Annotated in this window: 16 protein-coding genes; 5 read left to right on the top strand and 11 right to left on the bottom strand. The window is 71.9% G+C overall.

Annotated features, from left to right (window positions below; all coding sequences use genetic code 11):
- Window positions 1-10: 10 nt before the first annotated feature.
- The 3 genes from AB0M54_RS02050 to AB0M54_RS02040 form a co-directional block, all read right to left on the bottom strand.
- Window positions 11-817, bottom strand: a complete 807-nt coding sequence (locus tag AB0M54_RS02050) for a hypothetical protein (RefSeq protein WP_364314293.1) — start codon at window positions 815-817, stop codon at window positions 11-13.
- A 169-nt stretch (window positions 818-986) separates the two neighbouring features.
- The gene (locus AB0M54_RS02045; RefSeq protein WP_364468654.1) at window positions 987-2,354 is read right to left on the bottom strand and encodes a metallopeptidase TldD-related protein; all 1,368 of its coding nucleotides are present in this window, start codon (window positions 2,352-2,354) and stop codon (window positions 987-989) included.
- Complete coding sequence (locus tag AB0M54_RS02040; RefSeq protein WP_364468652.1) at window positions 2,351-3,787, bottom strand: TldD/PmbA family protein; 1,437 nt, start codon at window positions 3,785-3,787, stop codon at window positions 2,351-2,353. Before AB0M54_RS02040 ends, AB0M54_RS02045 begins: the two co-directional genes overlap by 4 nt.
- A gap of 345 nt (window positions 3,788-4,132) precedes the next feature.
- Here AB0M54_RS02040 and AB0M54_RS02035 point away from each other — a divergent pair, with 345 nt between their 5' ends.
- Window positions 4,133-4,609: a GNAT family N-acetyltransferase gene (locus AB0M54_RS02035; RefSeq protein ID WP_364468650.1), complete on the top strand. Its 477-nt coding sequence runs from the start codon at window positions 4,133-4,135 to the stop codon at window positions 4,607-4,609.
- On the opposite strand, the gene AB0M54_RS02030 is transcribed toward AB0M54_RS02035, so the two are convergent.
- The 3 genes from AB0M54_RS02030 to mshB all read right to left on the bottom strand — a co-directional run bounded on the left by AB0M54_RS02030 (window position 4,606) and on the right by mshB (window position 6,550).
- On the bottom strand, window positions 4,606-5,055 hold the full coding sequence (locus AB0M54_RS02030; RefSeq protein WP_364317062.1) for a hypothetical protein: 450 nt from the start codon (window positions 5,053-5,055) through the stop codon (window positions 4,606-4,608). The two genes, AB0M54_RS02035 and AB0M54_RS02030, sit on opposite strands and share 4 nt — an antisense overlap.
- Window positions 5,056-5,243: 188 nt before the next feature.
- Window positions 5,244-5,678, bottom strand: coding sequence for a hypothetical protein (locus AB0M54_RS02025; RefSeq protein ID WP_364468648.1), 435 nt, complete (start codon window positions 5,676-5,678; stop codon window positions 5,244-5,246).
- Window positions 5,675-6,550: an N-acetyl-1-D-myo-inositol-2-amino-2-deoxy-alpha-D-glucopyranoside deacetylase gene (gene mshB, locus AB0M54_RS02020; RefSeq protein ID WP_364317065.1), complete on the bottom strand. Its 876-nt coding sequence runs from the start codon at window positions 6,548-6,550 to the stop codon at window positions 5,675-5,677. Before mshB ends, AB0M54_RS02025 begins: the two co-directional genes overlap by 4 nt.
- 74 nt (window positions 6,551-6,624) lie before the next feature.
- Between mshB and AB0M54_RS02015 the strand changes: the two genes are divergently transcribed.
- The gene (locus AB0M54_RS02015; RefSeq protein ID WP_364468646.1) at window positions 6,625-8,394 is read left to right on the top strand and encodes a prolyl oligopeptidase family serine peptidase; all 1,770 of its coding nucleotides are present in this window, start codon (window positions 6,625-6,627) and stop codon (window positions 8,392-8,394) included.
- Entirely contained in the window at window positions 8,391-8,813 is a 423-nt protein-coding gene (locus tag AB0M54_RS02010) for a Uma2 family endonuclease (protein WP_364314308.1), read from the top strand. Before AB0M54_RS02015 ends, AB0M54_RS02010 begins: the two co-directional genes overlap by 4 nt.
- Here the strand turns inward: AB0M54_RS02010 and AB0M54_RS02005 are convergent.
- The 5 genes from AB0M54_RS02005 to AB0M54_RS01985 all read right to left on the bottom strand — a co-directional run bounded on the left by AB0M54_RS02005 (window position 8,803) and on the right by AB0M54_RS01985 (window position 12,405).
- Complete coding sequence (locus tag AB0M54_RS02005) at window positions 8,803-9,654, bottom strand: helix-turn-helix transcriptional regulator (RefSeq protein WP_364314311.1); 852 nt, start codon at window positions 9,652-9,654, stop codon at window positions 8,803-8,805. The genes AB0M54_RS02010 and AB0M54_RS02005 overlap by 11 nt on opposite strands.
- 145 nt (window positions 9,655-9,799) lie before the next feature.
- Window positions 9,800-9,997, bottom strand: coding sequence for a DUF397 domain-containing protein (locus AB0M54_RS02000; RefSeq protein ID WP_364468644.1), 198 nt, complete (start codon window positions 9,995-9,997; stop codon window positions 9,800-9,802).
- Complete coding sequence (locus AB0M54_RS01995; protein ID WP_364468642.1) at window positions 9,998-10,315, bottom strand: Scr1 family TA system antitoxin-like transcriptional regulator; 318 nt, start codon at window positions 10,313-10,315, stop codon at window positions 9,998-10,000.
- A gap of 264 nt (window positions 10,316-10,579) precedes the next feature.
- The gene (locus tag AB0M54_RS01990; protein ID WP_364468640.1) at window positions 10,580-11,416 is read right to left on the bottom strand and encodes a class III extradiol ring-cleavage dioxygenase; all 837 of its coding nucleotides are present in this window, start codon (window positions 11,414-11,416) and stop codon (window positions 10,580-10,582) included.
- 29 nt (window positions 11,417-11,445) lie between these two features.
- Window positions 11,446-12,405, bottom strand: coding sequence for a GNAT family N-acetyltransferase (locus AB0M54_RS01985; RefSeq protein WP_364314320.1), 960 nt, complete (start codon window positions 12,403-12,405; stop codon window positions 11,446-11,448).
- A gap of 93 nt (window positions 12,406-12,498) precedes the next feature.
- Between AB0M54_RS01985 and fdxA the strand changes: the two genes are divergently transcribed.
- Together fdxA and dapC are read left to right on the top strand one after the other, a co-directional pair.
- A complete protein-coding gene (gene fdxA / locus AB0M54_RS01980; protein WP_364314322.1) occupies window positions 12,499-12,828 on the top strand; it encodes a ferredoxin in 330 nt (109 codons plus the stop codon).
- Between the two features lie 2 nt (window positions 12,829-12,830).
- On the top strand, window positions 12,831-13,922 hold the full coding sequence (gene dapC / locus AB0M54_RS01975; protein WP_364468638.1) for a succinyldiaminopimelate transaminase: 1,092 nt from the start codon (window positions 12,831-12,833) through the stop codon (window positions 13,920-13,922).
- The last annotated feature ends 12 nt before the right edge of the window (window positions 13,923-13,934 follow it).

Raw genomic sequence — 13,934 nt, 5'->3', positions numbered from 1 at the left:
AGGTCGTCCCTCAGCCAACGAACCGCAGGTCGGAGTACCAGCCCGCGGACAGGCCCATGATGTAGAAGTCGGTCAGCGCCAGCGTGCCCAGGGTGATCCAGGCGAGCATCATGTGCCGGGCGTTCAGCTTGGACACGAAGGTCCAGAAGCGGTAGCGCACCGGGTGCTTGGAGAAGTGCTTGAGCCGGCCGCCGGCGATGTGCCGGCAGGAGTGGCAGGACAGCGTGTACGCCCACAGCATCACCACGTTGCCGACCAGGATGATGTTGCCCAGCCCGAACCCGAAGCCGTCGCCGCTCTTGAAGGCGATGATCGCGTCCCAGGTGTTGATCAGCGAGATGATCGCGGCGGCGTAGAACGCGTACCGGTGAAGGTTCTGCCCCAGCAGCGGGAACCGGGTCTCGCCGGTGTACTTCTTGTGCCCGTCCGGCACCGCGCAGGCCGGCGGCGACAACCAGAAGGCCCGGTAGTACGCCTTCCGGTAGTAGTAGCAGGTGAGCCGGAAGAGCAGCAGGAACGGCAGTGTGAAGGCGGCCTCCGGGATCAGCCAGAAGCTCGGCAGCGGGGTGCCGAAGTGAGCCGCCTCGGGGATGCACCGGTCGGTGATGCACGGCGAGTAGAACGGCGTCAGGTAGCCGTACAACTCGACGAAGTACCACTTGTGCATGAAGACGCGAACGGTCGCGTAGGCGACCCAGGCGCTCAAACCCAAGAACGTGATCAGTGGTGCGACCCACCACCGATCGGTACGCAACGTCTTCGCCGCGATCGCGGCGCGCGCACGCGCCGAGCCCGGCCTCGTTGCCGTCGTCGTCATTCCCATCTCCCTGACCTCGCCCAGAACTGCTCCACGCTGGGGGCGCGCAGATCAGCGCAGCCGCCGGGCGTCCACGTGTGTGGCACACGTTACGCCGAGGTTCCGGAACGCACCCGCTAAGGTCTGCCTCGGTTCGTCACATTCGCCGTTTCCGCAGCTCGGGGCCGCTTCAGCCGCTCGCGTTACCGGTCAGGTTCCAGCTGGCCAGGTGCAGGGCGGGCGCGGTGATGCGGTGGCCGGCCCAGCGATCCGGGATCGGGACGGCCTCGGCCCCGATGCCCAGCACCTGACCCGGGCCGAGCGCCTGCGGGTAGTTCTGGGTGAACCGCATGTTGCTCACCGCGGCCACCACCTCGCCGTTCTCCACCAACCAGACGCCGTTTCGGGTCAGGCCGGTCATCACCAGGCTCTTCTGGTCGAGCACCCGGGTGTACCAGAAGTCGGTGATGAGCAGCCCGCGTTCCAGGTTCGCGACGAGCGGGCGCGCGGACGGCGCCGTGGGGCCGCCCTCCACCGCGGCCGTGGCCGCGGCCGGTCCCGGCCGCATCGCCGGCTGGTGGGCCATCGGGCCCCAGACGAACGAGATGGCCGACGAGTGACCGGTGGTCGACGCGCCCGCCTCGGCGGCCGACCGCCGGTCGTGCGTGACGCTCGTCGTGGTCCCCGCGTCGACCAGGGTCAGCGGCCGCAGCGGCGTGCCGTCCAGGTCGAACGGCAGCAGCCCCGAGGGGTCGTCGACGATCGTCACGGCCGGGTCGAACTGGGCCTCGCCGAGCCGCGCGAAGGATTCGCCGTGCGCGAACGACCGGCCGTTGAAGCCGTACATCGCCAGGTTGTTGAGCAGGTCGCTGACCGCGTCGGGCTCGAGCACCACCGGGTAGCGCCCGGGCGGGAGCTCGATCGCCGCGCCCGCCGCCCGGGCCTTGGCCGCGGCCCGGGCGCCCAGTGTGGCGCCGTCCAGGGTGGCGAGGCGCTCACCGGCCAGCCGGGCCACGCCGTCGACGCCGTTGTCCCGGGCGATGCCGTCCATGTCGGCGCCGGCCGCGCGACCCGACACCGACTGGCCGGCCGTGTTCGCGAACGCGCCCGAGCGGTAGAAGGTGCGGCAGTAGCCGGCCGTCTCCAGGCCGCCGGCCGCGTCCACGAACGCCCGGACCCGAGCCGCCCGCTCGTCCGGGCCGGCGCCCGCGGTGGCGTCGTCGAAGCCGTTCTCCGAGCCCAGCGGTGACGGCGGGGTCAGGCCGGCCCAGCCCTCGTCGACCGGGGTCAGCCGGGCCGCCGCGACGGTGCGCTCCACAAGGGACGCCAGGCCGTCGGCGTCGGTGACCGTGGTCGAGCCGGTGGCGGTGCGCCCGTCCAGATGCAGTCGCAGCCGCACGGTGGTGGTCGCGTCGGCCACGTTCTGGTGGATCGCCGAGTTCGCGAACCGGGTCAGCGCCTCGGCCGAGTGGTGCACCAGCGCCTCCGCCTCGGCCTCGGCTCCGGCCGTGGCCCGGACCAGGTCGAGGACCCGGCTCGCGGTGGAGAGTTCGCTCATCCCCGGACCCCCACGCGCACGTTGGTGAACCGGGCCGGTGCGGCCGGGTGGCCGGTGTGCCCGACCTGACCGGGCTGGCCCTTGCCGCAGTTGGGCGTACCCCAGGAAACGATCTCCGACGAGAGCATGTCCATGGACTGCCAGAACTTCGGCCCGATCCCGGTGTAGGTCGGGTTGCGCAGCATCCGTCCCCGCCTACCGTTCTTGATCTCCCAGCCGATCTCGCAGCCGAACTGGAAGTTGAGCCGGCGGTCGTCGATCGACCAGGAGCGGTTGTTGTCCATGAACACCCCGTCGTCGGTGGCCGCGATGATCTCGTCGAGCGTGTGGGGTCCCGGCTCCAGGCCCACATTGGTCATCCGCACCATCGGCAGCCGCGACCAGCCGTCGGACCGCACGCTGCCGGCGTAGTCGAGCCCCGCCATCGCCGCCGAGTCGCGACCGGCCAGCACGCCGACCCACCGTCCATTGCGGACGGCGTCCCGTGCCGCCGCGGGGGTGCCCTCGTCGTCGTACCCGAAACTGCCCAGCGCGCCCGGGATCGTCGGGTCGATCGTGATGTTCATCAGGTCCGAGCCGTACCGCAGCGTGCCGAGCTGGTCGAGGTCGAGCCAGGACGTGCCCGCGAACGCCGCCTCCCACCCCAGGATCCGGTCGAGCTCGATCGCGTGCCCGACCGATTCGTGGATCTGCAACGCCATCTGCTCACCACCGAGCACCAGCGTCGTCTCACCGGACGGGCACAGCGGCGCGGTCAGCAGCGCCCGCGCCTCCTCGGCCATCCGCGGCGCGTTCTCGACCAGGGCCAGCTCGTTGACCAGTTCCCAGCCGCGGGTGCCGTACTGCCCCCGATGGGACGGCCACGACCGCCGCTGGATCTCGCCGTCGCCGAACGCGCTGGCCGTCACTCCCGCGCCACACTCGCGCAGATGTTGGTCGATGCGGTGCCCGTCGCTCGACGCGAACCACTTGCGCGTGTCCCACACCTGGTAGAGGCCCTCGGCCTGGTCGGCGCCGGCCTCCTTGGCCACCTTGGTCGCCTCGACCAGCAGGTCACCCTTGTCGGACAGCGGCACCGACAGCGGGTCGATCTCGCACGGACTGGCCCACGACGCCTCGCCCGCGCCGGTCGGCACCAGGTCGATCGGCGGCCCCGGCACCGACGCGCTGGCCGCCGCGATCTGCGCCGCCCGCCGCCCCGCCGCCCGCGCGGCCGAGTCGCTGAGATCGGGCACCGCGTAGAAGCCCCACCCCGACCCGACCAGCGCGCGCACGCCGATTCCCGCACTCTCGTCCGAGGTCAGCCCTTCGACCTCACCGTCGCGAGCGCTCATCGACTCGGTGCGCCGCACCATCACCCGCGCATCGGCATAACGCGCCCCGGCATCGAGGGCGGCCTGAACCGCCGCACACGCCGCGTCGAACTCAGTCATCCCGCGACCCTATGCGCAACCCTCCATCCCCACACTGTGGGCCTCTCCTCAAGATCAAGTTCAAGGGGATCCTCTTGAAGATCAAATTCAAGGGCCGGTCGTAGCGGGGTGGTGGGTTCAGACCGCTGCTCCCGCCGAGGTCGGTCCGGCGACCGCACGCTCCGCTTCCGCGGCCGCCTCCCTGCGACGTGAGTGGTCCCGCCCACCGCTGTCGCGGCCCCAACCCCGCCCGGACGGCTAACGTGGCGCCAGTTCCGACCAGGCGGACAGGTGGCGTCGCGGTGGTCCGCCAGGAAGAGCGGCTCCGGCATCGAGATCTCCACTGTCAGATGGCAGGGTGAGCGGGTGACGGTGGAGCTGCGGGCGGCGCGGGACGGTGACGCCGAGGCGGTCGGGACGATCTGGGCGGCCGCCTGGCGGGACGGGCATCTCGGGCACGTGCCGGACGAGCTGGTCGCCGTGCGTGCCCAGGAGACGTTCTTGAGCCGGGCCGCCGAGCGGGTCGCGGACACCACGGTGGCCGAGGTCGACGGGGTGGTGGCCGGGTTCATCATGGTCCACCGGGACGAGGTCGAGCAGGTCTTCGTCGACGCGCGACACCGGGGGAGCGGCGTCGCGGCCGCCCTCCTCGACGAGGCGGAACGGCAGGTCGCCGCCGACGGTCACCCGCGGGCCTGGCTGGCCGTGGTCGAGGGCAACGCGCGGGCGCGCCGCTTCTACGAGAGGGCCGGCTGGCGGGACGACGGTCCGTTCCAGTACGCGGCCCGCCACGGCGACACGAGCATCCCGGTGCCGTGCCGCCGGTACGTCAAGGAGCTCTAGCGCCGGACGACGCGGCGGGGCTTGGTGGCGCGGGACTGGGCGAAGGCACTGAGGGAGCGGGAGCGGTAGTCGCGGCCCAGTGCGGTGGCGATCCAGTAGCCGAGCAGCGTGCCCACGATGGCGAAGCCGCCGTAGAGCCAGATCTGGGAGAAGAAGTTGCCGGCGCCGCCCGCGAACGGGCCGTCGCCGCTGATGAACGGGCCGACCAGGATGGTCAGCAGCATGCCGATGACGGCCGCGGCGGCCAGGTCGGGGAGCCACTCGGCGGGCCGGTGGCGCTGGGACCGGAGGAACGTGATCACGGCCAGGGCCAGGCCGATGACGCCGAACATCACCAGGGAGACGCTTCCCTCGGCGGCGTCGTCACCGTCGAACCAGAGCCGGATGATCAGCCGTGCGACCACGTTGATCGCGAACAGCACGACCGCCACCAGCGCGATCGTCATCCACCGTCGCTTCACCGCTACCTCCCCGTACCCATCAAGATTGTGACCCTGAGGCGCCACACACCAACCGTGGCTCGGGATCGTACTTCCAAGTGAACTTCACCCGCTCGACCTCTTCGCCATCCTTGCGGATGACGCGCCAAGCGTCCTGGGTGAAACCTGGGAGTCCGCTGGTCGCGATGCGGGAGTTACAGCTGGGTGCGGCCGAGGATCATGCGGTACGCGAAGACCGCGAAGGACAGGCTGCCGACCAGGATCATCACCAGGGCGATCCAGTCGCTGCCGCTGAGCAGGTAGTCGCCCTCCTCGGTGCGGGCCCCGGCCGCGAACAGCATGATCACGGTCCACAGCACCCACGGCAGGCCGACCGACCAGCGCCGCCGCGTGGTGTGCAGGACGAACCAGGCGAGTGCCCAGTTGGCCACCACGGCGAAGAGCACCGAGGCGCCGATCGGCACGCCGGCGATCCGCAGCGGGGTCAGGTAGAGCTCGACGATCGCGGTGACGACGGTCGCCACGACCGTCACCACGAGCCCGGCCGCCCGCACCAACCCGCTGTCCGACGGTGGTGGTGGCGGCTCGGGCGACTCCTGCGTCGGGGCCAGGGAAACGGACACCGTCATCGACGGTCCGACGCGAACAGGCCGCTGAACAGGTCACGCTCCCAGGAGTGGGTGCCGCTGACCTCGCCCCGCTCGCCCTTGGCCAGGGTGAAGTACTCGATGCCCATGAACTCGCCGCCGAAGTCGCCGGCGATGCCGTACAGCCAGGAGTTGTCCGGGATCTGGGTGGCGTGCGCCCGCATCGCGGCCACCTTCTTCTCGTACTGGTCGGTGCCGTCGATCTGGGCCGCGATCTCCTCGTCCGGGTGCCCGAAGGGCAGATCTTCGACCTTCTCGACGTCGGCGAACGGGTTGTTGTCGAGCCCGCGGAACGCCTCCATGCCGCCCTGCAGGACGCTGCGCGGCATCGCGGTGAAGTAGATCTTCGCCGGGGCGGCGTCGCCGGCCAGTTCGGCCGCCCGCATCGCCACGCGGTGGGACATGATGTGGTCGGGGTGGCCGTAGAAGCCGTTGTCGTCGTACGTGATCATGACCTGGGGGCGTACCTCACGCATGATCTCCACCAGGTAACCCGCGGCCTGGTCGAGGTCGGCCTGCCAGAAGCAGCGCGGGTGGTCGTTGGTCGGCAGGCCCATCATCCCGGAGTCGCGGTAGCGGCCGGCCCCGCCCAGGAACCGGTGGTCGGTCACGCCGAGCGCGGCACACGCCCGCTCGAGCTCGGCGATCCGCCAGCCGCCGAGCTGGTCGGCCTGCTTGGCCTCGAGCTGGGCCAGCTCGGGCACGTGGATCTCGCCTTCTTCACCCAGCGTGCACGTGACCAGGGTGACTCGCGCACCCTCGGCCACATAGTGGGCCATCGTGGCGCCGGTTCCGGTCACCTCGTCGTCGGGGTGCGCGTGCACCAGGAGCAGGCTCCGGGGGTCTTCCTCCATCACCCGGGCAACTCTACGGGCAACACTGCGCAAGGACGGGCGCGGAGGGCCCTTGATCAGGGATGCTGGTTGCCGTGGACTTTCCCGATCTCGCGGGGCGCACGGGGGGCTTCCGGCACGGCGCGCCGCACGACGTGGTCGTCGGCGGCGACGGCGCCCGCGTGGTGTTCCGGCGCTCGGCCGGCCGCTTCGACGCGGCCGCGTCACTCTGGGTGCTCGACGTCGCCGGGGGCGTGGAGCAGCAGGTGGCACCCGGCCCGGTCGAGCGGTTCGGCGCCGATCGAGACGCCACGGTCGCCGCGTACGCGATCGACGGCCGGCTGTTCCGCGCCGACCTGCGCACCGGCGACGTCGAGGCGGTGGCCACCGCCGAGCCGGTCATCGACCCGTGCCCCGACCCGGCCGGGGTGTCCATCGGATACGTCACTCCGGGCGACTGCCTGCGCATCGCCGGGCCCGACGGCACCGACGAGCTGCTGGCCGGTGAGCCCGCGGGCAGCTCCTGGCGAGACCCGGGCGGCGTCCGGTGGGGCGTCACCGACCCGGCCGGGCGCGAGTTCGGGCGGCGGCGGGGCTGGTGGTGGTCGCCGGACGGCGCCCAGGTGCTCGCCACCCGTACCGCCGGATCGGTCTCCCTGCACCTGCTCGACCTGGACGGCGGCTGGGTCGACGTGCACTGGGACCGGGAGACCTATCCCTACCTGGTCGACGTGCAGTGGGCGGACGGCGGCACCCCGCTGATCACCGTGCTGCGCCGGCTCCAGCAGCACGGGCTGGTGCTGTCGGTCGACCCACGCACCGGGGAGACGCAGGTGCACGCCGAGCTGGCCGACGCGCGCTGGGTGGAGCCGATCCCCGGCACACCCCGACATCTGCCGGACGGCCGGGTGCTGGTCGGCGGCGAACTGGCCCACGACGGCTTCGACGCGCGCTGCCTGTTCGCGGACGGCAGCCTGCTCACCCCGCCCACGCTCTACATCCGCCGGGTGATCGGGGTGGTCCCGCGGGCCGACCTGATCGTCGAGGCGACCGAGGGCGACCCGTCGACCCGCGACATCTTCCGGGTGCGGGCGTCGCTCGGCGGGGGCGGCGCCACGGCCACCCGGCTCGGTCCGGCCCGGCCCGCCGCGGTCGGCGGGGACGTGCTGGTGATCGGCGACGAGGTGCGGCGTGGCGACGAGGTCGTGCACCAGCTGCGGTCGTACGCGGAGCCGCTGCCGTACTTTCCGCAGCCGATCCTGGCCCGCGTGACCGACCGGCGCCTGCCCGCGGCCGTCCTCTACCCGCCCGACCACGTGGACGGGACGCGGCTGCCGGTGCTGCTCACCTTCGGTGACGGTCCCGGCCGGCAGCAGGTGACCCGGGACGCGGCCGGGTGGCAGGAGCGCGCCTGGTGGGCGGGTTGCGGTTTCGCGGTGGTCAGCGTCGATCCGAGGGGTACGCCCGGAGTGGCGCCCAGCTTCGAGAAGGCGGTGCATCGCCGGCTGGCCGACGTCGTGCTCGGCGACGTCCTCGACGCGCTCCAGGACCTCACCGGCAAGCACCCCGACCTCGACCTGGCCCGGGTGGCCGCGCACGGCACGGGACTCGGCGGCTGGCTGGCCGGCCTGGCCGTGACCCGCCGCGCCGAGGAGGTCCGCTGCGGCGTGGCCCGCGACCCGATCACCGACTGGCACGACGTGCCGGTCGCGTTCGCCGAGCGCTACCTGGGCCGCGCGTCCGACGCCCCCGAGATGTACGCCCACCACGCCCTCGCCCCCGACCTGCCACACCCGGCGCTGCTGGTCTCGGCCGGCGCCGGTCTGGACGCGGAACTGACCTTCATCCGGGAGCTGCTGGCATGAACGAGATGTGGGACGGCAACGTGGTCGTCCGCCCCGGCCCGAGCCCCCGCCACCAGCTGATCATCGAGGCGCTGGCCGGCGCGCTCCGGGTCGGCCGGAGCGACCTCAACGTCCTCGTCGGCGTCACGGTCCGGCTCAGCGACCAGCGCATCGTCGTCCCCGACATCGTGGTCACCGGCCCGATCGACATCGACGACCCGATCGTCGACGCCGCCGCCGTGCACCTGGTGGTCGAGGTGGTCTCACCGGTCAGCACGTCCCTCGACCACACCCTCAAGATGCACGGGTACGCCGAAGCCGGCATCCCGTGGTACCTGCTGGTCGAGCAGGACAGCAACGCCCTCCGAGGCCACTACCTGGTCGGCGGCGTCTACCAGGAGCGCTCGGTCCTCCAGCTGGAGCAGATCCTCACCGGTTGACCCGTTCCCCGACCTCGCCCGAGTCCCACAGGGCCAGCAGGCGCAGGTTGTCGTGCGACTGGCTGCCCGGGTCGGTGGTGTAGACGAACAGGGTCTGGTCCTCGTCGCCGGGCAGGGCCAGCGCCTCGTAGCGGATCATGATCGGCCCGACGGCCGGGTGGGTCATGCGCTTGGTGCCATGGGTGCGCTCATGGACCTGAAGACCGTTCCACCACGTACGGAACTCAGCGCTCTTGATCGTCAGCTCGCCGACCAGCTCGGTCAGCCGGGCGTCGTCCGGGTGCCGCCCCGCATAGAGCCGCAGCGTGCCGACCACTTCGGCGGCGACCGTGGGCCAGTCCAGGAAAAGCTCACGCGCGGCCGGGTCGAGGAAGACCCAGCGGGTGTAGTTGCGGTGCTTCGGCGGCAGCCGCGTCCAGTCGGTCATCAGGGCGCGGGCCAGGCTGTTCGACGCCAGCACGTCGGTGCGGCGCCCGACGATGAAGGCCGGGTGGTCGGTCATCGAGGCGATCATCTGGTGCATGGCCGGCCGCACCCGCTGCGGCGGCACCTGCTCGGCCCCGCGCCGGACCGGGCGGGCCAGGTCGCCCAGATGCGCACGGCCGGCGGCGTCGAGCCGGAACACCCGCCCCAGCGCGTCGAGCACCGCCTCGGACGGGCTGGCGTGCCGCCCCTGCTCCAGCCGGGTGTAGTAGTCGACGCTCACCCCCGCGAGCAGCGCCACCTCTTCCCGGCGCAGCCCCCGGACGCGCCGGCCCGGCTGCGGACCGAGGACGCCGGCCGCCTCCGGGCTGGTGTCGGCCCGGCACTTGCGAAGAAACTCCCCCAGGTCGGCGCGCATGCGTCCATGGTCGCTCGCCCACCCCCGGCGCGGGTAGACCTTGGGTGGGCACACCGTGCCCAGTCACGCCGCCGGCCCTGTGGGTCAGCGCCGGGCCGGCCGGCCCCGGCCACATGCGAGCGCACCCAGCCCTGACCGGGCGGAGCTAGCTGTCGAACTCGCCGTCCTTGGCGCCGCCGACGAAGGCCGCCCACTCGGCCGCGGTGAACCGCAGCTTCGGCCCGTGGGGGTCTTTCGAGTCGCGCACGGCCACCTCACCGCCGGCGAGAAACGCGACCTCAACGCAGTCTCCGTTGGCCCCGCTGCGGGTGCTCTTGAACCACTTGGCGTCCGGGAGATCCATCTACGCCGCCTCCTCGATGATTTGCTTCGACATCTCGATGCTCACAGCCTGGGCGGTCAGCCGGTGGAAGTGATCGCGGTAGCGGACGACGTCTTGTTCGGCCTCCAGGAACAGGCCGCCACTCGCGTTCTCGGTGTAGACCATCGGCGGGTCGGGCTCGGCGAACTCACCTCCTGCCGCAGCAACCGCACCTCGATCCGGGCCGCGATCTCCTCGTCGGTCGGCGACGTCATCGAGCACCACCTCGGCCGCGTCGTCACCGACGACGAGGCCGCGAGGCACAGAACGCTGCTGGACCGGTTCGTCGCCGATCTCCACGCGGGCCGGCCGCGCTCGGGCGCGGCGGCGATGGTCTGGGCAGTGGTAGGGCCGCGTTAGCGGCGGGCGCGCCTACTCACGCACGTCGCAGGGAGGGCGGCCGCGGAAGCGAAGCGTGCGGCCGCCCGGACCGGCCTCGGCGGGAGCAGCGGTCAGCACCACCCACCCCGCTACGACACGAGGCTCTTGATCTGCAAGAAGAGAGGATCGGGAGCAGCGGTCTGTACCACCCACCCCGCTACGACCGGCGTTTGATCTTGATCGTCAGCGCACCTGGATGGAGCGGATGGAGTTGTTGTGGCGGGTGCTGGCGATCGTCGACGTCGCCGTGGCCGGATCGTCGGCCGCGCCCAGCGTGAGCAGCAACGGCACGTAGTGGTCGGCCGTCGGGTGGGAGATGTGCGCGGCCGGCGCCTTGGCCTGGAAGTCGGCCAGCGTGTCGACGTCGCCGCGGGTGAGAGCGTCGTCGGCCCACTCGTCGAAGGCCCGGGTGTAACCGGCCAGCGCCGGATTCCGCATGGCGGCGAAGCTGTGCGTCATGAAGCCCGAGCCGATCACCAGGACGCCCTCGTCGCGCAGCGCCCGCAGGCGGCGGCCGAGGGTGAGCAGCGCCGACGGGTCGAGGCTGGGCATCGACACCTGCACGACCGGGACGTCGGCGGCGGGATACATGGCCATCAGCGGGATGAAGGCGCCGTGGTCGAGGCCGCGGCCGGGGTCGTGGTGGACCGGGCCAAGCGTGCTGGCCACGCGGCGGGCCAGGTCGGTGGCGTCGGGGGTGGCGTACGGCAACGTGTAGTAGCGCTGGTGGAAGCCGCCGAAGTCGTAGTAGAGCGGGGTGCCGGCCGCGGCGCCGCAGATCGTGACGGGGGCGTTCTCCCAGTGGGCCGAGACCACGACGATCGCGCGCGGTTTCGGCATCGAGCGGCCCCAGGCGTGCAGGTCGTCGAGCCACTGCGGGTCGTCGAGGGTGGGCGGGGCGCCGTGGCTGACGAACAGCGCCGGCAGCGGGCCGTCGGCGGGCTCCCAGACGCGCTGGTCACGGGCTTGGGGCAGGACGCGGGCGAGCAGGGCGTCGTAGGCGCCGGCGGGTCGGGTCATGACGGGGCTCCTTGAAGTCTCAAGTAAGCCTAAACCGGTTCCTCGCGGGTGAGGTAGGTGTGGTGGGTCGCGAAGCCGAGCTTGCCGTACAGGGCGACGGCCGCGGCGTTGCGCTCCTCGACCTGCAGGTAGGCCTTGGTCGCGCCGTGCTGGGCGGCCCACTGGGCCATCGCGCGGACGACATGCGCGGCCAGGCCGGTGCGTCGGGCGGTGGGCGCGGTCTGCAGCAGCGCCACGCCGTGCCAGCGCTGCACGCCGGTCACGGTTCCCCGTGCGACCGCGAGAAGGTCACCCTGAGCGTCCCGGACCTGGGCGAAAACCGTTTCGGGTACGCCCGTGAGCACGCGTTTCGCCGCCGTCGGCAACGTGCCCTTGTGGTCGGCGACCATCGCGTACCAGTCGTCGGACGGGCTGTCGGCCAGCGCGACCGGCGGCAGATCGAGGCGCACCGGATCGGTCAGCAGCCGGGCCAGCGTGGCGGTCTGCACCAGCGTGAGCGGCCGCGCCGACCACCCGCGCTCGTCGAGGGCGGCGTTCACCGGCGACGCCAGCGGCATCGGCGCGTTGATCAGCGCCCGCTGGCCGTGGTCGGCGTACCACCGCACGACCGCGTCGATGGCCTCCTCCAGGGTCCGGTCGGGGTCGCCGACGGCCAGCGCCGAGTTGGCCCGCCCGGTCCAGTTGTCGGCCGCCCGCAGGATCCAGCTGCCCAGCCTGGCCTGCACCGGAGCGGGCCAGGCGTCGTTCGCGGCGAGTTCCAGCCCGATGACGTCGGCGGCCGGCGGGCGGCGTGCGGCGGGCACGCGCTTGGCCCGGTGGACCTCGTGCAGGGGTACGCGTACGGTGCCCTGGGCGGTCGCAATGGTGAGATCCGTCTCGGTCAGGTCCACAAGCTCCCCGAGGGCGTCGGAGAACAGCGTCCTATCGGCAGAAACGCCTACAATTCGGCGCACCACCACCCGGTGTCCCACATCCTGCCGTCGGAGCACGCGCGACCTCCCTCCGGCGAGATACTAGGCTTTGCATTGCTGCCGCATCGCCCGCGGCTGGGTTGCCGAAGGGCCAGAAGGGAAATCACTGCCGTGACCTACATCATCGCTGAGCCCTGCGTCGATGTGCTCGACAAGGCGTGCATCGAAGAGTGCCCCGTCGACTGCATCTACGAGGGCAATCGGATGCTCTACATCCACCCCGATGAGTGCGTGGATTGCGGCGCCTGTGAACCGGTCTGCCCGGTGGAGGCCATCTTCTACGAAGATGACGTCCCGGAGCAGTGGAAGGACTACACCAACGCCAACTACGAGTTCTTCGAGGACCTGGGCTCGCCCGGTGGCGCCTCGAAGACCGGCAAGGTCGAGAAGGACGCGACGTTCGTGGCCGCCCAGCCGGCCGGCCTGAACGGCGAGCACTGACCTTGCCGCTGTCGTCGAAGCTGCCGGATTTCCCCTGGGACCTGCTCGAGCCGGCCAAGAAGGTCGCTTCCGCACATCCCGGCGGCCTCGTCGACCTCTCCATCGGCACGCCGGTCGACCCGGTGCCGCCGGCGATCCGGGCCGCGCTGGCCGGGGCGTCGGATGCGCCGGGTTACCCGCAGACCGCCGGCACGCCGGCGCTGCGGGAGGCGATGGCTTCCTGGGTACGCCGTTCGTGTGCCACCACGGCGCCGGTCGGCGTGCTGCCCACGATCGGCTCCAAGGAGCTGGTCGGGTGGCTGCCGACCCTGCTCGGCCTCGGCCCCGGCGACGTGGTGGCCATTCCGGAGGTCTGCTACCCGACGTACGAGGTGGGTGTGCAGCTCTCCGGGGCCACGGCGGTCCGGGCCGACTCGCTGACCGCCCTAGGACCCGATCCGCGCGTACGCCTGCTCTGGATCAATTCGCCGTCGAACCCGACCGGCAAGGTGCTGCCCGTCGCCCACCTGCGCAAGGTGGTCGCCTGGGCGCGTGAGCGCGGCGTGACCGTGGTCAGCGACGAGTGCTACCTGACGCTGGGCTGGGAAACCGTGCCGGTGTCGATCCTGGCCGACGAGGTGTGTGACGGCGACGTCACCGGGCTGCTGGCCGTGCACTCGCTCTCCAAGCGGTCCAACCTGGCCGGTTACCGCGCCGGGTTCGTGGCCGGCGACCCGGCGCTGGTCGGCGAGCTGCTCGCGGTCCGCAAACACGCCGGAATGATCATGCCGGCGCCGGTCCAGGCCGCGATGGTGGCCGGTCTCGGCGACGAAGACCACGTGGCCGAGCAGCGCGCCCGGTACTCATCCCGCCGGGTGATCCTGCGCGAGGCGCTGCTCGGTGCGGGATTCCGCATCGATCATTCCGAGGCCGGGCTCTACCTCTGGTCGACCCGGGACGAAGACTGCTGGGCGACCGTGCAGTGGCTCGCCGAGCGGGGCGTTCTCGCAGCTCCTGGGGCGTTCTACGGCCCGGCCGGTGCCCGTCACGTGCGGGTCGCGCTGACCGCCTCGGACGAGCGGGTCGCCGCCGCCGCGGAACGTCTCGCCCCCTGATCCACCGGGTTA

Origin of the sequence: Actinoplanes sp. NPDC051470 (assembly GCF_040682035.1) — a bacterium.
GTDB lineage: Bacteria > Actinomycetota > Actinomycetes > Mycobacteriales > Micromonosporaceae > Actinoplanes.
The sequence above is the reverse complement of the archived record's forward strand: the minus strand, read 5'-3'. Positions and strand labels throughout refer to the sequence as shown.